Annotated in this window: 15 protein-coding genes; 9 read left to right on the plus strand and 6 right to left on the minus strand. The window is 70.7% G+C overall.

What is annotated here, in order from left to right:
- Positions 1 to 69: 69 nt before the first annotated feature.
- The 3 genes from AB0I94_RS01425 to AB0I94_RS01435 all read left to right on the plus strand — a co-directional run bounded on the left by AB0I94_RS01425 (position 70) and on the right by AB0I94_RS01435 (position 3,792).
- On the plus strand, positions 70 to 933 hold the full coding sequence (locus tag AB0I94_RS01425; RefSeq protein WP_363307315.1) for a carbohydrate ABC transporter permease: 864 nt from the start codon (positions 70 to 72) through the stop codon (positions 931 to 933).
- Between the two features lie 49 nt (positions 934 to 982).
- Entirely contained in the window at positions 983 to 2,620 is a 1,638-nt protein-coding gene (locus tag AB0I94_RS01430) for an extracellular solute-binding protein (RefSeq protein WP_363307316.1), read from the plus strand.
- 101 nt (positions 2,621 to 2,721) lie between these two features.
- On the plus strand, positions 2,722 to 3,792 hold the full coding sequence (locus tag AB0I94_RS01435) for a LacI family DNA-binding transcriptional regulator (RefSeq protein WP_363307317.1): 1,071 nt from the start codon (positions 2,722 to 2,724) through the stop codon (positions 3,790 to 3,792).
- 659 nt (positions 3,793 to 4,451) lie between these two features.
- On the opposite strand, the gene AB0I94_RS01440 is transcribed toward AB0I94_RS01435, so the two are convergent.
- Positions 4,452 to 5,264, minus strand: coding sequence for an alpha/beta hydrolase (locus tag AB0I94_RS01440; protein WP_363307318.1), 813 nt, complete (start codon positions 5,262 to 5,264; stop codon positions 4,452 to 4,454).
- On the minus strand, positions 5,261 to 5,893 hold the full coding sequence (locus tag AB0I94_RS01445; RefSeq protein ID WP_363307721.1) for a DUF998 domain-containing protein: 633 nt from the start codon (positions 5,891 to 5,893) through the stop codon (positions 5,261 to 5,263). Before AB0I94_RS01445 ends, AB0I94_RS01440 begins: the two co-directional genes overlap by 4 nt.
- Before the next feature lie 563 nt (positions 5,894 to 6,456).
- Between AB0I94_RS01445 and AB0I94_RS01450 the strand changes: the two genes are divergently transcribed.
- From AB0I94_RS01450 to AB0I94_RS01460, 3 genes are all read left to right on the plus strand, one after another.
- Entirely contained in the window at positions 6,457 to 6,735 is a 279-nt protein-coding gene (locus AB0I94_RS01450; protein WP_363307319.1) for a hypothetical protein, read from the plus strand.
- Between the two features lie 164 nt (positions 6,736 to 6,899).
- Positions 6,900 to 8,537: a multicopper oxidase family protein gene (locus tag AB0I94_RS01455; protein WP_363307722.1), complete on the plus strand. Its 1,638-nt coding sequence runs from the start codon at positions 6,900 to 6,902 to the stop codon at positions 8,535 to 8,537.
- 182 nt (positions 8,538 to 8,719) lie between these two features.
- Positions 8,720 to 10,474: an NAD+ synthase gene (locus AB0I94_RS01460; RefSeq protein WP_363307320.1), complete on the plus strand. Its 1,755-nt coding sequence runs from the start codon at positions 8,720 to 8,722 to the stop codon at positions 10,472 to 10,474.
- Between the two features lie 100 nt (positions 10,475 to 10,574).
- On the opposite strand, the gene AB0I94_RS01465 is transcribed toward AB0I94_RS01460, so the two are convergent.
- The 4 genes from AB0I94_RS01465 to AB0I94_RS01480 all read right to left on the minus strand — a co-directional run bounded on the left by AB0I94_RS01465 (position 10,575) and on the right by AB0I94_RS01480 (position 15,379).
- Positions 10,575 to 11,792, minus strand: a complete 1,218-nt coding sequence (locus AB0I94_RS01465; RefSeq protein ID WP_363307723.1) for an MFS transporter — start codon at positions 11,790 to 11,792, stop codon at positions 10,575 to 10,577.
- Positions 11,793 to 11,936: 144 nt separating this feature from the next.
- On the minus strand, positions 11,937 to 12,959 hold the full coding sequence (locus tag AB0I94_RS01470) for an endonuclease/exonuclease/phosphatase family protein (RefSeq protein ID WP_363307321.1): 1,023 nt from the start codon (positions 12,957 to 12,959) through the stop codon (positions 11,937 to 11,939).
- Between the two features lie 173 nt (positions 12,960 to 13,132).
- Positions 13,133 to 13,732, minus strand: a complete 600-nt coding sequence (locus AB0I94_RS01475) for a TetR/AcrR family transcriptional regulator (RefSeq protein ID WP_363307322.1) — start codon at positions 13,730 to 13,732, stop codon at positions 13,133 to 13,135.
- A gap of 57 nt (positions 13,733 to 13,789) precedes the next feature.
- The gene (locus tag AB0I94_RS01480; protein WP_363307323.1) at positions 13,790 to 15,379 is read right to left on the minus strand and encodes an MFS transporter; all 1,590 of its coding nucleotides are present in this window, start codon (positions 15,377 to 15,379) and stop codon (positions 13,790 to 13,792) included.
- A 156-nt stretch (positions 15,380 to 15,535) separates the two neighbouring features.
- Between AB0I94_RS01480 and panB the strand changes: the two genes are divergently transcribed.
- From panB to AB0I94_RS01495, 3 genes are all read left to right on the plus strand, one after another.
- A complete protein-coding gene (gene panB / locus AB0I94_RS01485) occupies positions 15,536 to 16,426 on the plus strand; it encodes a 3-methyl-2-oxobutanoate hydroxymethyltransferase (protein ID WP_363307324.1) in 891 nt (296 codons plus the stop codon).
- 212 nt (positions 16,427 to 16,638) lie between these two features.
- On the plus strand, positions 16,639 to 17,658 hold the full coding sequence (locus AB0I94_RS01490) for an ATP-binding cassette domain-containing protein (protein WP_363307325.1): 1,020 nt from the start codon (positions 16,639 to 16,641) through the stop codon (positions 17,656 to 17,658).
- Complete coding sequence (locus tag AB0I94_RS01495) at positions 17,655 to 18,482, plus strand: ABC transporter permease (protein ID WP_363307326.1); 828 nt, start codon at positions 17,655 to 17,657, stop codon at positions 18,480 to 18,482. The genes AB0I94_RS01490 and AB0I94_RS01495 overlap by 4 nt, the downstream gene beginning before the upstream one ends.
- The last annotated feature ends 7 nt before the right edge of the window (positions 18,483 to 18,489 follow it).

The raw sequence follows: 18,489 nt of genomic DNA on the forward strand, positions 1-18,489 counted from the left end.
CCCGGACGTCCAAGCCCCACGCACCCCGGAAACTCCGCTCGCCCAGTACGCCCCGTACGCCCCTCCTGGATGGAGAAGCCGAAGCCGGTCACCCAGGTGGCCAAGGCGCTGGCCATCGTCACCATCCTGGCCATGGTCTTCGTGCCGTTCCTGGTCATCGTCTCGACCTCGTTCGCCTCCAACCGCGAGGTCATCGAGAACGGCGGCTGGGTCCTGTGGCCGACACACCCGACCCTGCGCGCCTACGAGCAGGTCTTCGAGGGCGGCATCGTCACCAAGGCGCTCGGCGTCAGCGCCGGCATCACGGTCATCGGCACCCTCGCCTCCCTCGCCTGCACCACGTTCCTGGCGTACGCGCTGAGCCGCCCCAAGGTGTACGGCGGCAAGCCGATCCTGCTGATCGTCCTGTTCACGTTCCTCTTCCCGCCCGGCATGATCCCCGCGTTCCTGCTGGTCAAGGGGGCGGGGATGCTGGAGAGCTACAGCGCCCTGATCGTCCCCGTCCTCATCAACGTCTTCAATCTGGTCGTCCTGCGCGGCTTCTTCCAGGGTGTACCCGAAGAGCTGTACGAGGCGGCGCGGCTCGACGGCGCGAACGACTGGCAGATCCTGTGGCGGGTCGTGCTGCCGCTCTCCAAGGCGGCCCTCGCGGTGGTCGGCCTCTTCTACGCGGTGAGTTACTGGAACGCCTGGTTCCATGCCTCGATCTATCTGGAGTCCGACCACTGGCCGCTCCAGCAGGTGCTGCGTACGTACGTCATGGGCGGCTCGCAGATCGCGGACACCGGCCTGAGCGACGCCGCGAACGTCTCGGCCCCGCAGACGATGCAGATGGCCGTCCTGGTGATCGCCACCGTGCCGATCCTGATCGTCTATCCCTTCCTGCAGAAGTACTTCACCAAGGGCGTGCTCACGGGCGCCATCAAGAGCTGAGCCAACTCCCCCGAAACTCCGAAAGGTTGACACTGTGTCCGGTTCCTCGATGTCGCGCCGTACGCTGCTGCGTTCCATAGCCGTCGGCGGGGCCGCGGTCGCGGCCCCCTCCCTGCTCACCGCCTGCTCCACCGGCTCGGGTGGTGGCGGTTCGGTCAGCAACGCCGACAAGAAGGCGGCGCCCTGGCCGACGTTCACGCCCGCCAAGGGCCCCAAGCCCGACCTCGCGCCGTCCGCCGCGGGCGTACAGCCCGGGTTCACCGAGTACCCGCAGAAGCTGGTCGCCGCGACGGCCGAGAAGCCGGGCACCGGCAAGCAGAAGATCAAGGTCATGACCATCACCTACGGCACCCCGCCGAAGCCGGTCGGATCGAACAAGTTCTGGCAGGCGATGAACGAGGCCCTCGGTGTCGAGGTCGAGTTCTCGGTCGTGCCGGACGCGGACTTCCGCTCCAAGATGTCCACCCTGATGTCCGGCGACGACCTGCCCGACATGATCAACTTCGGTGGCGGGTACGTCCTGCCGCGCGAGTCGCAGTTCGTGAAGGCGCGCTGCGCGGACCTTTCGGAGCACCTGTCCGGCGACGCGGTCAAGGACTACCCGAACCTCGCCAACATCCCCACGTACGCCTGGGAGGGCATGGGCCGCGTCGCGGGCCGCATCTACGGCCTCCCGGTCGAGCGCGCCAAGGTGCAGGGCGCGATGTTCATCAACCGCGAGGCGTTCGACAAGGCGGGTTACCAGCCGGGCATGGCGGCGGCCGACTTCCAGGCGATGGCCAGGGAGGCCTCGCGGGACAAGAAGTACGCGCTCGGCGCCTCCTCGGTCGGCTTCTTCGGCTACCTCTACCACGCGATGTGGCACGGCGCGCCGAACCAGTGGCAGATCAAGAACGGCAAGGTCACCGACATGTTCGGGACCGACGAGTTCAAGGCCGCCCTGGAGTACATGTCCAAGATGCGCAAGGCCGGCTCGTACAACTCCGACGCCACCTCGATCTCCCAGGTCGACCTCAAGACGCAGTTCTACAACGGCACGGTCCGCTCGATGACGGACGGCTGGGGCGCTGTCATCTCCAACGCGCAGGGCATCAAGGACGAGTTCACCCTTGACGCCGCCGTGCCGTACGTGGTGGACGGCGCGACGCCCGTCTACCAGCAGAACCGCGGCTGTTTCGGCTACACCGTCATCAAGAAGGCGTCCAAGGACCGCGTCAAGCTGATGCTGCGGGTCCTGGACTGGCTGGCGTCCCCCTTCGGCTCCAAGGAGTACGAGCTGATGCACTCGGGCGTCGAGGGCAAGCATTTCGAGTACGACAAGAACGGCGACCCGATCCCGACCTCGCTCGGCCTGGTGGAGAACCGCACGAACCTCCCCTTCGCCTACCTCATGGACGCGCCGCAGCCGCTGTACTACCCCGGCTTCCCCGACCTGACCAAGCGGCTGCACACCTGGCAGAAGGCGGTCGTGCCGAACCTCGTCCGGGACGATCACTGGGGTCTGATGTCGGACACGTACAACCGCCAGGGCGCGTCCATGCAGCAGGTCATCGAGGACGGTGTGACGGCGATCGTCTCGGGCCGCAAGAAGCTGTCCGACTGGGACGCCGTCTACAAGAAGTGGCAGACGCAGGGCGGCGAGAAGGCACGCGAGGAGTTCGCGAAGGAGTACGAAGCCGCGCACTGATCCGGCGCGGGCGCGGGATGATGGTCCGGGGCGGGCAGCTGTGGAGCACGGGCTGCCGTGGGGCAACGCCGCCCCGGATTCTGCTACTTGAGGGAGAAACAGTGGGTGAGCGGGTCACCATCCGCGATGTGGCGGCGCGGGCGGGCGTCTCGGTCGCGACCGTTTCGCGGGTTCTCGCGGGCAACTACCCGACGTCGACGGCGTCACGCGCGAAGGTGCTGCGGGCCGTCAAGGACCTCGACTACGTCGCGAACGCGCACGCGCGGGCGCTGGCGGGTGCGGGCCGCAAGACGATCGCGGTGCTGATGTTCGACGTGGTGAGCTCCTTCTACGCCCACGTCGCGCAGGGCGTGGAGATGGAGGCCGCCCAGCGGGGGCGGCTCACGCTGATCTCGTCCACGAACAGCGATCCGGCCCGCGAACTGGCCCTGGTCCAGATGATGCGTGAGCAGGCCGCGGAGGCGGTGGTCCTGGTGGGCGGGGTCGTCGAGGACGACGAGTACCGCGAGCGGATGGCGCGGTACGCGGAGGCCCTCGCCGCGGCGGGCTCCCGGCTTGTCCTGTGCGGGCGTCCCGCGCCGGCGCCGGACGTCCCCGCGCTGGTCGTCGAGTACGACAACGAGGCGGGCGCGTACGCGATCACGAGCCACCTGCTGGGCGCAGGGCACCGCAAGATAGCCCTGATCGGCTACCAGCCCGGCCACACCACGGGTGAGGACCGTGTCGCGGGGTACCTGCGCGCGCTGGCCGACCACGGGGTGCCGCGCGAGGAGGCGATCCTGCACGGCATCGGCTTCGGTCAGAATCACGGGTACGAGGCGATCAAGGACCTCCTCAAGAAGGCGGACGGCCGGCCTGACTTCACCGCGGTGTTCGCGGGCGACGACAGGGTGGCTGCGGCCACGGTGATCGCCCTGCGGGAGCACGGGCTCCGGGTCCCGGAGGACATCTCGGTGGTCGGCTACAACGACGACCCGGTGGCGGCGGACATCACCCCCGGCCTGACGACGGTGCACATCCCCGCGGAGGAAATGGGCCGCACAGCGGTCCGCCTCGCTCTGGCGGGGACGCCCAGGGCAGGGCAGGAGAGGCATCTCCTGGGGACGCACATCGTGATCCGGGAGAGCGTGCGGGGGGTCCGGGGGACCCGGGGGGACTGCGGTTCTTCGTGACCCGGCGGGGCCGGGGGCCCGGGGGGGCTGCGGTTCTTCGTGACTCGGCGGGGCCGGGGGCCCGGGGGGCTGCGGTTCTTCGTGACTCGGCGGGGCCGGGGGCCCGGGGGGCTGCGGTTCTTCGTGACTCGGCGGGGCCGGGGAGCCTGAGGGTACGCCGCTGCCTTGTGACTCGGCGAGTCCCGGGCCCGGAGGTACGCCACTCTGCAGTGACCCGGCAGTATCCCCGAGCATGGAGACACGCCGCTCCCCAGTGACCCGGCGGTATCCCCTGAACCGCCGCTTCGCGGCGGGTGTCTCCCGCCCACCCACCCGATTGCCCCGCATCGGCGAGGTGGCCGCTTGCGTGATCCGCGTGCGCCAGGCAGGAGTGCGGCGGCGGAACGCGCACCGCGGGGTAATCGGGTGGGTGGGCGGGAAAGATCCGCCACGAAGCGGCGGCCAGAGACCACCGGCAGCCGACCACGCACCCAAACGCCCACCCCTGCCGGGCAACCGGGCGGGTGGGCGGGAAAAACCCGCCGCAAAGCGGCGGCCAGAGACCACCGACAGCCGACCACGCACCCAAACACCCACCCCTGCCGGACAACCGGGCGGGCGCGGACCCGCTGCCACGTGAGCGGGAGAGAGCCGTCGCGCAGCGGCGGGCCCATGTTGCTTCAGTGGGCGGTGCCGAGAATCGCCTCCGCCAAGGCCCCGGGAGCGTCCCGCATGACGAGGTGCCCCGAGGGACTCGCCACGCGGAAGGTCGCTTCGAGTGACGCGGCGAGATTCCGCTGCCGGGTGAGCCAGGTCGTCGTGGAGCGCGAGTACGCCGCAAGTACCGTCACAGGGAGGCCTTCGCGGAGGGGGGACTCCCGGCGCAAGGCGGTGAGTTCGATCGCCAGGTCGCCGTACGTCGCGTACTCCAGCAGCGCGCCCCGCAGCACCCGGCTCGCCCCGTACACCTGCCTCACCGCACCCGCCGACGCCCCGTCACCCCGCACCGCCAGCCTCCGCGCCGAGGGCCCCATCGCCCGCGGCAGCCCCACCGCGCCCAGTACCGCCCCGCTCGCCCGGGCCACCCCGACCCGGAGGCGGCGCGGGACCCGCACCCTCGGCTGTTCCTCGACGCTGGAGTCGACCAGGACCAGGCCCGCCGTACGTCCCGGGAAGAGGCGGGCGAACGCCTCGCAGTGGAAGCCCGCGAGGGAGTGCCCCACCACGGTGGCCGCTCCGGCGAGGCCCAGCGCGTCCAGCATCCGCGCGATCCGCTCCGCCTCGCCCGCGAGCGTGGGCGCCACGCGCGCGTGCCCGCTCAGCCCCGCCCCCGGCCGGTCGAAGCGCACGACGGTCCGCCACGGGGCGAGGCGCTCCACCACCGCGTCCCAGTCGAACCACGCGAGCCCGAGCCCCGCGCTCAGCACGCACACCGGCCCGCGCCCCGTCACCCGCACGTGATGCGGCACTCCCCCGATCCGTACGAAACTCACCCGCGCCGCACCACCGCACGCGCGAGCAGCCCCAGCCAGACGGCGATCAGCAGTACCTGGAACCGCTGCCCCGCCCCCAGCGCCCACGTGCCGTGCCCGGCGTCGAAGGCGGCGATCGCGGTCAAGGTCCAGGCGGTCGCGGCTAGTTCGAGGAGTACGACGAGCGGGCCGAGGCTGCCCGCGAGGGGCGGCAGGAGCCCGTGCCTGCGCGCCGCGAACGTCAGCGCCACCAGCGCCACCAGCGCCCCTGCCACCGCGACACTGCTGCTCACCGCATGCGCCGCGTGCGCCGTGGGGACGAGCCCCGCCCGCTCCCTGGCCACGCAGGCCGCGTCGGCGGTCGGCGCGCAGCTCAGCGGCAGCCGGGAGTCGACCGCGGTGGCAGCCCCGAACAGGGCGAGCCCTGCCCACCCCACGACCGTGCTCCACCGACGCGGCAGCCATAGCAGGGCGCCGGCCGCGCCCACGAGGACGAGCAGCCCCGCTGTCAGGTCGGCCGTGCGGAAGAGCGTGCCGTACGGCTGGTCCCGGGCTCCGAGTTCGCTGACGTACGAACTCAGCGGCGACAGTCCCGTGCCGAGGAAGGCTTCGAGGAGCCATGTGCTGTAGGCGACCGCGCCGAGCGTCAGGAGCGCCGCTACGGTGACGGCGCGAGTGCGAGTGCGAGCACGGGCGGGGCAGGGCTTCGTCCGTGTGGTCGGCGCGGCGGGGCGGACGGCGCTAGACGGCGACGGCACGCGCGCCCCCGCCGTCCGCGATCACCACTCCGCGCCCGGCTTTGTCCGTACTTGTCATAGATTCATGATCAGTGGAGCACCGGGGGTCCGCATGTCGTCCCATACCCGCCGGGGGTAAGATTTCGTCCATGGCGGCCACGAGGAGATCAGTGAACGGCAGGCAGCTCCTGCTGCTCGCCGCCCTGCTCTTCGGCATCGTGACGATGCATACGCTGGGCCACCCGACGGGTCACGCGTCGAGTCCTGCGACGGGCCACTTGTCGAGCCAGGTGTCGAGCACCGCGACGGACCACTCGCCGAACCAGGTGCCGAGCACCGCGACGGGCCACTCGTCGCAGCACATGTCGCACCCTGCGACGGGTAACCCGCCGCAGCACATGTCGCGCTCTACGACAGGCCACGCGTCGGGCCTCCCGAGCGGGTCCGAAAAGGCTGCCGGGCAGCGTGAGATGAGCGTGCGCGACTCAGCACCGCCGGGCATGCCCGGAGTCACCGGCCACGCGCGCGTGGCGGCAGCCGTGGACGCCCCGGCCGGGATGGACGGGATGGACCCATTGTCCGTCTGCCTCGCGGTCCTCACCGCACTCGTCCTCGTACTGCTCCTGAAGGCGGGCCTGCTGCGTCCCGGCGGCTTCGTCGTCCCCACGCGTCCGTTCGCCCGGCTGCTCGGCGGGCCGCGGGCCGAGCCGCCGCCCCGCATACTCCTCTCCCGTCTCTCGGTGCTGCGCATTTAGGCCGGCGCACCGGCTGCTTCACGCTGCCCGCGTCCTGGTGGGACCTCGATGGGAACCGCCGGGCGTCGAGCGGCGCGTCAGAGGCGGCAGATGCGCCCATTCGCACGCACCACTACGACGAGGTGTACTCAGCCATGCGCACTCAACCCCTGCGCACTCACCCCCTGCGCACCCCTTCGCGCCGTGCCCTGCTCGGCGCCGTGACAGCCGTCGCCGGTACGGGAATCCTGACAGCCTGCACCGGCTCCGGCGCGGACTCCGGACACGCCGGGCACGGCGGCGGCTCCGAGCCCGAGGGCTATGTCGACCCCGCCGGCAAGGAAGTCGCCGCCGCGGAGAAGAAGCGAGCCGGCGGCGGCACGGTCCGCGAGGTGAAGCTCACGGCCACGGCGGCCAGGCTCGACCTCGGTGGCCGCACGGTCAGGACCTGGGCGTACGGCGACCGGCTCCCCGGCAAGGAGGTCCGCGTCACCGCGGGTGACACCCTCGCCCTCACGCTCGCCAACCACCTCCCCGAGGCCACGTCCCTGCACTGGCACGGCCTGGCGCTGCGCAACGACATGGACGGCGTCCCCGGCCTGACCCAGAGGGCCGTCAAACCCGGCGCGGACTTCACCTACCGCTTCGCGGTGCCGCACCCGGGGACGTACTGGTTCCATCCCCACTCGGGCACCCAGCAGGACCGCGGCCTGTACGCACCACTGATCGTCGAGGACCCCGAGGAGCCCTTGCGGTACGACAAGGAGTGGGTCGTCGTCCTGGACGACTGGGTCGACGGGGTGGACGGTTCCGCCCCGGACGCCGTGCTCGCCGAGCTCAGCAAGGGCATGGGCGGGCATGACATGGGCGGCGACGGCGAGGAAGGAGGCAGCTCCGGCGAGGGCGGCATGGACCACGGCGGCCACGACATGTCCGGCATGGCGCTGCGCACGGCCGCGACGCCGAATCCCTCCGCGACGTCGAGCGCCCCCTCCCGCATGATGATGGGCGCCAGGAGCGACCTGCTGGGCGGCGACGCGGGAGACGTGGCCTACCCGCACTACTTGATCAACGGCCGCACACCGGACGCCCCGTCCTCGTTCAAGGCCCGCCCCGGCGACCGCATCCGCCTGCGCATCATCAACGCGGGCGGGGACACGGCCTTCCGGGTGGCGCTCGGCGGCCACGAGATGACCGTGACGCACACGGACGGCTTCCCGGTGGAGCACGCGAAGACGGACGCACTGCTGCTCGGCATGGGCGAGCGCTATGACGTCCTGGTCACCGCCAAGGACGGCGCCTTCCCGCTGACCGCGGCGGCCGAGGGCAAGAAGGCGGCGGCACTCGCGATCCTGCGCACGGGCGGCGGCGCGGCGCCCGCTCCCGCCACGCGCCCCAAGGAGCTGAAGGGCCGCCTTCTGACGGCCGACAAGCTCCGGGCGGCACGGTCGGTGGCCCTCCCGGCCCGTAAGCCGGACCGTACGATCAGGCTGCGACTGACCGGCGGTATGGCGAAGTACGACTGGGCCTTCGACAAGAGCCCCTACTCCCCCGACCGCCGCCACCCGGTCCGCGCGGGCGAGCGGGTCCGCCTGGTCTTCGCCAACTCGACGGCGATGTGGCACCCGGTCCACCTGCACGGCCACACGTTCGCCCTGGCGAACGCGGCGGGCGGCCCCCGCAAGGACACCGCGGTCGTCTTGCCGAACGGCACCCTGACCGTGGACTTCGAGGCCGACAACCCGGGCCTGTGGATGATCCACTGTCACAACGTGTACCACTCGGAGGCAGGAATGATGACGGTCCTGGGCTACCGCGGCTGACCGTCGCGGGCTGTAGCGGCTGACCGTCCCCGGCCGTCGCGGCTGACCGTTCCGGTCCATCGCGGTCTCGCCGCCGGTCCATCGCGGCTGACCGGCGGCGAGACCGTGGGGCGCCCCCGGCGGGGCGCCCCACCCCCCGCCCCGCAGGGCATCGCGTCTCTCTGACGATTACACTGAACCTCGTGCCTCAACTACGCCTCGCCCTGAATCAGATCGACTCGACCGTCGGCGATCTCGCCGGGAACGTCGAGGCGATCGTCCATTGGACCCGGCACTCCGCCGAACAGGGAGCGCACCTCGTCGCGTTCCCCGAGATGGCGCTGACCGGCTATCCCGTCGAGGACCTCGCCCTGCGGTCGTCCTTCGTCGACGCCTCACGGGAGGCGCTGCGCGCGCTGGCCGTGCGGCTGAACGACGAGGGGTACGGCGAGCTTCCCGTCGTCGTCGGCTATCTCGACCGCACCGAGGAGGCCAAGCCGAAGTACGGCCAGCCCGCGGGGGCCCCGCGTGACGCCGCCGCCGTACTGCACCGCGGCGAGGCCGTCCTCACGTACTCCAAGCACCACCTGCCGAACTACGGCGTCTTCGACGAGTTCCGCTACTTCGTGCCGGGTGAGACCCTGCCGATCCTGCGGGTGCACGGCGTCGACGTCGCGCTCGCCATCTGCGAGGACCTCTGGCAGGACGGCGGCCGTGTCCCCGCGACACGGACCGCGGGCGCGGGGCTGCTGCTGTCCATCAACGCGTCGCCGTACGAGCAGAACAAGGACGACGTACGCCTTGAGCTCGTGCGCAAGCGCGCGCAGGAGGCCGGCTGCACCACCGCCTACCTCGCCATGATCGGCGGCCAGGACGAGATCGTCTTCGACGGTGACTCGGTCGTCGTGGACCGGGACGGCGAAGTCATCGCGCGCGCGCCGCAGTTCGCCGAGGGCTGCATCGTCCTCGATCTGGACCTGCCGGCCGCCGCCGCGGAGCCGCCGTCGGGCATCGTGGACGACGGGCTGCGCATCGAGCACGTCACCGTCTCGCAGGAGCCCCTCGCCGCGTACGTGCCGGAACTCACCGGTGGGTACGCCGAGCGGCTGGACGACGAGGAAGAGGTGTACTCGGCGCTGGTCGTCGGGCTGCGTGCCTACACCGCGAAGAACGGATTCAGCAGCGTCCTCATCGGTCTCTCCGGAGGCATCGACTCCGCCCTCACCGCCGCGATCGCCTGCGACGCGCTCGGCGCGCAGAACGTGTACGGCGTCGCCATGCCCTCCCGTTACTCCTCGGACCACTCCATCAGCGACGCCGAGGAGCTGGCCCGGCGTACGGGGCTCAACTTCCGTACCGTGCCGATCGCCCCGATGTTCGACGCCTACATGGGGTCGCTGGGTCTCACCGGGCTCGCCGAGGAGAACCTCCAGTCGCGGCTGCGCGGCACGATGCTGATGGCCCTCTCCAACCAGGAGGGCCACATCGTCCTCGCCCCGGGCAACAAGTCCGAGCTGGCGGTGGGGTATTCGACGCTCTACGGCGACTCGGTCGGGGCGTACGGCCCGATCAAGGACGTCTACAAGTCCCTGATCTTCCGGCTCGCCGACTGGCGCAACCGCGCGGCCGTCGACCGTGGCCAGACGCCGCCGATCCCGGAGAACTCCATCAGCAAGCCGCCGAGCGCCGAGCTGCGTCCCGACCAGGTGGACACGGACTCGCTGCCGGACTACCCCGTCCTCGACGCGATCCTGGAGATGTACGTCGACCGGGACCAGGGCGCGGACACGATCGTCGCGGCCGGTTACGACCAGGAGCTGGTCGTGAAGACCCTGCGGATGGTGGACACCGCCGAGTACAAGCGGCGGCAGTACCCGCCGGGCACGAAGATCTCCGCGAAGGGCTTCGGCAAGGACCGTCGGCTCCCGATCACCAATCGTTGGCGGGAGTCCGTCTGACCCGGGGGTGGGCCGGGACCGCTCCGTACCGCCGCTTGGCGGCGGACCGGTCCCGCCCCTCCACCCGATAACCCGGTGACTCGGTCACCTGGTCACCTGGTCACCCAACGTGAGACGTCTCGCGGTCGGACACCGAGTGCGCCGCCACCAGACGGCCACCGGCGGACACGGGCGACCGCAGGTCCACCAGATACGCCACGCCCGCCACGGCGAGGCCGAGCACCGCGAGCCCCGCGCCCACCACGGCCGGTGACGTCACGCCGAAGCCCGCGGCCAGGGCGAGGCCGCCGACCCACGCGCCGCCCGCGTTGGCGAGGTTGAACGCGGCCTGGTTGGCGGAGGAGGCCAGGGACGGGGCCGCCGACGCCTTCTCCATGACCATGAGCTGCAGGGGCGAGCCCGTCGTGAACGCCGCCATGCCGAGCAGCGTCACCGCGAGCGCCGCGCTCCACGCCGTCCCCATCAGGACCGGGAACAGGGCGAGGACCACGACAAGCGCCGTGAGGCCGCCGAAGAGCGTGCCCCGCAGCGAGTGGTCGGCGAGCCTGCCGCCGAGCAGGTTGCCCGCGGTCGCGCCCACGCCGAACAGCGCCAGGAGCAACGTAACGCTGGATTCGGTGTAGCCCGCGGCGTCGGTCAGCATCGGCGTCACATAGCTGTACGCGGAGAACAGCGCCCCGAAGCCCGCGACGGTCGTGCCGAGCGCGAGCCACACCGGGACGCTGCCGAGCGCCCGGATCTCCCCGCGCAGCCCGCCGCTCTCGCTGTGGGCTTGGTCGGCGGGGACGAGGAAGGCAAGCGCGGCGATGGCCGCGAGACCGATCGCGCTGACCGCGAGGAACGTCGCGCGCCAGCCGAGCTGCTGTCCCATCGCCGTGGCGACGGGCACGCCGACGATGTTGGCGACGGTCAGGCCGAGAAACATGAGCGAGACGGAGCGCGCCTTGCGCTCGGGGGCGACGAGCCCCGTGGCCACCACCGCGCCGACGCCGAAGAACGCGCCGTGCGGGAGGCCGCTCAGGAAGCGGGCGGCCATCAGCCAGTGGTAGTCGGGAGCGGCTGCCGACAGCGCGTTGCCCGCGACGAAGAGCACCATCAGGCCGATGAGGACCCGGCGGCGCGGCATGCGCGCGGTGACCGCGGCGAGCAGCGGGGCGCCGATGACGACACCCAGTGCGTACGCCGAGACCAGGTGTCCGGCGGTGGGGATGGATATGTGCAGGTCGTCCGCGACGTTGGGCAGCAGGCCCATCATCACGAACTCGGTCGTACCGATGCCGAAGGCGCCCACGGCTAGGGCGAGCAGGGCCAGGGGCATGAAGAACCTTCCGGTGGAGCGCATGAGGGATGGGTGTTCCGTAAGTTTACGTACGGAACAAAGTCTCTCCGGCCCAGTATTCCGTGAGGTTAAGAGCAGATGTGCGGCGCGCCAAGAAACACCGGCCCCACCGGCGGCAACGCGCTACAACTCGATCCGCGCCGCGACCGGCAGATGGTCGCTGCTCGTCTCCGGCAGTGTCCATGACGACGTCGGCTCGACGCCCTTCACCATGATCTGGTCGATCCGCGCCATCGGGAACGAAGCGGGCCAGCTGAAGCCGAAGCCGTCGCCCGCCGCGCCCTGCGTGGACCGCATCTGGGAGGTGACCGCGTTCAGGGCGCGGTCGTTCATGGTGCCGTTCAGGTCACCGAGCAGCACGACCTTGGAGACCTGCTCGTCGGCGATCGCCTCGCCCAGCGCGTCCGCGCTGTCGTCACGCTGGTTGGCGGTGAAGCCCGCGTCCAGCTTCACCCGCACCGACGGCAGGTGGGCGACGTAGACGGCGACCTCGCCCTTGGGGCTGGCGACCGTCGTGCGCATCGCGCGCGTCCAGCCCAGCTTGATGTCGACGGGCTTGGTGCCGGTCAGGGGATATTTGCTCCACAGGCCGACCGTGCCCTGTACCGAGTGGTACTTGTACGTGCCTGCGAGGGCCTTCTCGTACGTCGGGACGGCGTCCGCCGTGAGCTCCTCCAGGGCCACGACGTCGGCGCCGGAAGCGGCGACGTCACGGGCGGTGCCCGCCGGGTCGGCGTTGTCCGCGTTCACGTTGTGGGTGGCGACCGTCAGGTCCCCGCCCGCGCCCGACTTGTCGCTGATCAGGCCGCCGAAGGAACTCACCCAGATGACCGCGGGCAGCAGCACGGCGATCAGCGCGACGGCGGACTTGCGCACGAAGCCGATGACGAGCAGCACCGGGATCAGGACGCCGAGCCAGGGCAGGAACGTCTCGATGAGGCTGCCGAGGTTGCCGACGCCGTTCGGGATCTGCGCGTGGAAGAGCATCACCAGCGCGAGCAGCACCGCGACCCCGGCCGTGACGAGCCCGCGCCGCCAGATGCCCCGGTCGCCCCGCCAGCCGTCGACCAGGCGCCGGAACCGAGACCCCTGGCGGCCGGGTTCCGGGGCGCCACTGCCCGTCTCCGTCACATAAGCCTGCGCCATACGCTCGTCGCCTCACTGGTGCCGTGCAACCGTCCTCGCCCCTGAAACCCTAGGCGATGATCGGGTGTCCTTTCCGCCGTCCGTGACGGCCGTACGGGACGAGGACGAGTGGTGCGGCGCGGCGGGTTCCGCGTCTCGCCGCACAACGGGCCGCTGTGACAAAACGCGCACATTCACCCCGTGGGCCGCAGCCCCGCGAGGACGGTGTCCACGATCCGCTCGGCGAGGTCCTCGTCGAGCGGCGCGTCGGAGCGCAGGACGGTGCGTACGAGCATGGGGCCGGCGAAGAGGTCGTAGGCCAAGGCGATGTCCACGTCGGTGCGGAGTTCGCCGTTCTCCACGCCCCTGCGCAGCACGCCGAGCATGACGCGGCGCTGGGGCTCGACGACGGTGGCGTGGTACGCCTCCCACAGTTTCGGCAGGCTCTTCATCTGCGCGAACACGTTGTGCAGGAACGCGGAGGACCTCATGTTCACGCCGCGCCTGCGCAGGTGGTCGAGGAGGATGATGATGTCGTCGCGCATCGACTCCCCCGCCGGCTGGGGCGGCGGTTCGTCGATGCCCCGCAGGATGTCGACGAAGAGTTCCTCCTTGCCGCTCCAGCGGCGGTAGATCGTGGCCTTGCCGACACCCGCCGTGCGTGCGATCCGCTCGATGGAGAGATCGGCCAGGGGCACGCCGTCCTCGATCAGCTTCAGGACGCCCTCGACGATCGACCGCTCCACGGCCTCGCTGCGGGGGCGCCCCCGGACGCCTTTGGCGATGTGGCCCACGTCAACTCCGTCTCTGGTCGTCCGGCGCTCTGCCGGACCGATTCTCCCCTGCTCCGATCAGCGCTCCGCGCCCACCGGGTCGGCCTCCGGCCGCTGAGCCTCCGGCTCCTGGGGCGCGCGGCCCGGCAGGAACAGGGCGACGACCACGACGCCGATCAGGGCGACGCCCGCGCCACAGAGCGCCGTGACGTGCATGGCGTGCAGGAAGGAGTCGTGGGCCGCTGTCACCAGCGGTTCGCCGCGCGGGCCGAGCTCGGCGGCGACGCCGAGGGTGGCCTCGATGGACTCGCCCGCCGCGTGCCGCGCGTCGGCCGGCAGGAGGGTGAGCTTGTCCTCGACGCCGCTGCGATAGGCCGCGGAGAGCACGGAGCCGAGGACCGCGATACCGAGGGCGCCGCCGACCTGCCGGAAGGTGTTGCTCAGCGCGGAGGCGGAGCCCGCCTTCTCGCGGGGCAGGGCCTGCATGATGACGACGCTGGCGGGGGTCATGATGTGCGCCATACCGGTGCCCATCAGGAAGAAGACGACCTCCAGGATCCAGATCGGCGTGTCGGCCTCCAGGATCGTGAAGGCGGCGAGCATCGCGGCGAGCAGCAGCAGCCCGCCCGTGCACACGGCGCGGACGCCGAAGCGGTCCACGACGAGGCGGGCGCGCGGCGCGAAGATGAGCTGCGCCGCGGCGAGCGGAAGCATCAGAAGGCCGGTCTGCAGCGGCGAGTAGCCGCGCACGCTCTGCGTGTAGAAGACCGCGAAGAACGTCACGCCCATCAGCGCGAAGAAGACGAGCGCCAGACTGCTGATCGCCGCCGAGAAGACGCGGTTCCTGAAGTACGAGATGTCGATGGAGGGGTGGTCGCTGCGCTTCTCGTACAGCACGAAGCCGACGAGTACGGCGAGGCCCGCGACGACGGTCGCGACGACGGCGGGGTCGGTGAAGTCGGCGAGCTGGCCGCCCTTGATGATGCCGTAGACGAGCAGGACGAGGCCGACGACGGACAGGCCCACGCCCACCAGGTCGATCCGGCCCGGCTTCGGGTCGCGCGACTCGGGCACGAGCCAGATCATCAGGCCGATCGCGACGATCACGATCGGCACGTTCACCAGGAAGACCGACCCCCACCAGAAGTGGTCGAGGAGTACGCCGCCGGTGATGGGCCCGATCGCGATGGCGAGGCCGACGCCGCCGGCCCAGATGCCGATGGCCTTGGGCTGCTCCTCGCGCTCGAAGACGTTCATCAGGACGGCGAGGGTGGCGGGCATCACGAAGGCGGCACCGAAGCCCATCACCGCGCGGAACAGGATGAGTTGGACGGGCGAGCCGGACTCCGCGGCGAGCGCCGAGCCGATGCCGAAGACGGCGAGGCCCGCGAGCAGCACCTTCTTGCGGCCGAGCCGGTCCCCGAGCAGGCCCGCGGTGAAGAGGAGCCCCGCGAAGACCAGGGTGTAGGAGTTGATGGCCCACTCCAGGTCGCCCTGGGTGGCACCCAGGCCCGTGGGCTCCGGGGTCGAGATCGTCTTGATGGCGACGTTCAGGATCGAGTTGTCGAGCACCACGATCAACAGGCTCAGCATCAGGACGCCGAGGATCGCCCACCGGCGCCGGTGGACGGCTTCCGGTATCCGTGGAGTGGCGGCGGGAGTAGTCATGGCTTCCACCGTAGAGCCATTTCGATACGAGACCGTCTCGTATTGTAAAGACTTTACCGAAGGGGCCACTAGCCGACGGGCGCCGCGCGGTGCCACCATGGAGGTGATCCGGGGACGCCGTCAGGGCGCCTCGAGATGAGAGAAGGAGCCGTTGCGATGACGCAACTTCCGGCTGCCCAGAACCAGCCTGCGGGCCCTGCCGCGAGCCAGTCCACCGACAGCAGCAAGGCGCTGTACGGAGGCAAGAGCACTCGCCGCATCACCGTCCGGGACATCACCGCCGCCAAGGAGCGCGGCGAGAAGTGGCCCATGCTGACCGCGTACGACGCGATGACCGCCTCCGTCTTCGACGAGGCCGGCATCCCCGTGATGCTGGTCGGCGACTCGGCGGGCAACTGCCACCTCGGGTACGAGACGACCGTGCCCGTCACCCTCGACGAGATGACCATGCTGTCGGCGGCCGTCGTCAGGGGCACGTCGCGTGCCCTGATCGTCGGCGACCTGCCCTTCGGGTCGTACCAGGAAGGCCCGGTCCAGGCCCTTCGCTCGGCGACGCGCCTGGTGAAGGAGGCCGGGGTCGGCGCGGTGAAGCTGGAGGGCGGCGAGCGCTCGCTCCCCCAGACCGAGCTGCTCGTCTCGTCCGGCATCCCCGTCATGTCCCACCTCGGTCTCACGCCGCAGTCCGTGAACACCATGGGCTACCGCGTCCAGGGCCGCGGCGACGAGGCCGCGCACCGGCTGCTCAGCGACGCGAAGGCCGCGCAGGACGCGGGCGCTTTCGCGGTGGTCCTCGAACTGGTTCCCGCGGAGCTGGCGGCCGAGGTCACCCGCTCCCTGCACATCCCGACGGTCGGGATCGGCGCCGGGGCCGCGTGCGACGCGCAGGTCCTGGTCTGGACGGACATGCTGGGCCTGACCGGCGGCAAGATGCCGCGCTTCGTGAAGCAGTACGCGGACCTGCGGGGCGTGATGAGCGGCGCGGCCAAGGCGTTCGCGGAGGATGTGGTGGGCGGGGCGTTCCCCTCCGAGGAGCATGCGGTCCACTAGTACCGCGAGGCGGTTTTTCACCGCCGTATGAGCCATAGCGGCACCACCGGCAGCCCGTCGAACTTCCCCCGTCGACGGGCTGTCCGTTTTCCCTGCGGGTCGACGCGGGCTTTTTTGTTCGCCGCTTCGCGGCGATGTTTCCCACCCACCCGTCACCCCGCATGTAGGCAGGCTGTCGGTGGTTTGTCGGTGGTGCCTGACAGTCTTGCGGCATGACGCGAATCGACAACATCCCCGGCGGCGCCGGAAGCGCCGTCACCGTGAGGGGACTGGTCAAGCACTACGGCGAGACCAAAGCACTGGACGGCGTGGACCTCGACGTACGCGAAGGCACCGTCCTCGGCGTGCTCGGCCCGAACGGCGCCGGCAAGACCACCCTCGTGCGCTGCCTCTCCACCCTCGTCACCCCCGACTCGGGCACGGCCTTCGTGGCCGGGTACGACGTCGCCAGACAACCCCGCCAGCTCCGCCGGGTCATAGGTCTCACCGGTCAGTACGCCTCCGTGGACGAGAAGCTCTCCGGGCGCGAGAACCTCTACATGATCGGGCGGCTCCTCGACCTCTCCCGCAAGGAGGCCAGGTCGAGGGCCGACGGCCTCCTCGAGCGGTTCTCGCTCACCGAGGCGGCGAGCCGCCCGGCCAAGACGTACTCCGGTGGCATGCGCCGCCGCCTCGACCTGGCGGCGTCGATGATCGGCAGCCCCTCCGTCCTCTACCTGGACGAGCCGACCACCGGCCTGGACCCCCGCACCCGCAACGAGGTGTGGGCCGAGGTCAAGCGCATGGTCACCGAGGGCGTCACGGTGCTGCTCACCACGCAGTACATGGAGGAGGCCGAGCAGCTCGCCTCCGAGCTGACCGTCATCGACCGCGGCAAGGTCATCGCCAACGGCGGCATCGACGAGCTGAAGGCGAAGGTCGGCGGTCGCACCCTGCGCATCCGCCCGGCCGACCCGCTGGAGCTGCACCCGCTGGCCGACGCGCTCGACGACATGGGCCTGACCGGCCTCGCCACCTCCACCGTGGACTCCGAGTCCGGCACGGTCCTGGTGCCGATCCTCAGCGACGAGCAGCTCACCGCCGTGGTCGGCGCCGTCACCGCGCGCGGCATCACGATCGGCTCGATCGGCACCGAACTGCCCAGCCTGGACGAGGTGTTCCTCTCCATCACCGGCCAGAAGGCCAGCGCCCCGCAGGACGCCCGCCCCGAACTCGAGGAGGTTGCCGTATGAGCAGCACCACTCTCACGCCGCCCCTCCACCAGCCGGTGGCCGACGCCCGCATCGGGCTGCGCGACCACGTGCGGCACACCAGCGCGCTGGTCCGCCGCAATCTGCTGTGGATCCGCCAGGACCCGGAGTCGATGTTCGACGCGGTCCTGATGCCGATCGTCTTCACGCTCCTGTTCGTGTACGTCTTCGGCGGCTCCATCGGCCAGGCGCTGGGCGGCGGTCAGGACCAGTACGTGCAGTACGTGGTCCCGGGCATGATGGCGATGATGAGCATGAACATCGCCATGGCCGTCGGCACCGGCTTCAACCAGGACTTCCAGAACGGCATCATGGACCGTTTCCGCACCCTGCCGATCGGCCAGGGCTCGGTCCTCTTCGCCAAGATCGTGGTGGAGCTGATGCGACTGCTCATCGCGACGACGATCATGATGATCGTCGGCGTCCTGGTGGGCTTCGACATCACGAACTGGGGCGGGCTTCTGGGCGCCGTGGGCCTCTCCGCCCTCTTCGGCACGTCGATCATGTGGATCTTCCTGGTCCTCGGCGTCACGATGAAGAGCGCCCAGTCCGTGCAGGCGATGGGCTTCCTGGTCCTGATGCCGCTGCAGTTCGGTTCGTCGATCTTCGCGCCGACCCAGTCGATGCCGGGCTGGCTTCAGGGCTTCACCGACTACAACCCGCTCTCCTCGCTCGCGGACTCCGCGCGCGGCCTGATGGTGGGCGGCCCGGTCGCGCACGACATCTGGGTGACGGTCGGCTGGTCGGCGGTGCTCACCCTGACCATGGCCCCGATCGCGATCCACAAGTTCCGCACGAAGAACTGAGTGCGGA

The sequence above is a fragment of the Streptomyces sp. NPDC050147 genome (assembly GCF_040660195.1).
Classification (GTDB): Bacteria; Actinomycetota; Actinomycetes; order Streptomycetales; family Streptomycetaceae; genus Streptomyces.

Bases quoted from the DNA above. Each gene is read 5' to 3' on its own strand.
- AB0I94_RS01425 (WP_363307315.1), top strand. From the start codon at position 70: ATGGAGAAGCCGAAGCCGGTCACCCAGGTGGCCAAGGCGCTGGCCATC.
- AB0I94_RS01430 (WP_363307316.1), top strand. From the start codon at position 983: ATGTCGCGCCGTACGCTGCTGCGTTCCATAGCCGTCGGCGGGGCCGCG.
- AB0I94_RS01465 (WP_363307723.1), bottom strand. From the start codon at position 11,792: ATGCCCCTGGCCCTGCTCGCCCTAGCCGTGGGCGCCTTCGGCATCGGT.
- AB0I94_RS01470 (WP_363307321.1), bottom strand. From the start codon at position 12,959: ATGGCGCAGGCTTATGTGACGGAGACGGGCAGTGGCGCCCCGGAACCC.
- AB0I94_RS01480 (WP_363307323.1), bottom strand. From the start codon at position 15,379: ATGACTACTCCCGCCGCCACTCCACGGATACCGGAAGCCGTCCACCGG.
- panB (WP_363307324.1), top strand. From the start codon at position 15,536: ATGACGCAACTTCCGGCTGCCCAGAACCAGCCTGCGGGCCCTGCCGCG.
- AB0I94_RS01490 (WP_363307325.1), top strand. From the start codon at position 16,639: ATGACGCGAATCGACAACATCCCCGGCGGCGCCGGAAGCGCCGTCACC.
- AB0I94_RS01495 (WP_363307326.1), top strand. From the start codon at position 17,655: ATGAGCAGCACCACTCTCACGCCGCCCCTCCACCAGCCGGTGGCCGAC.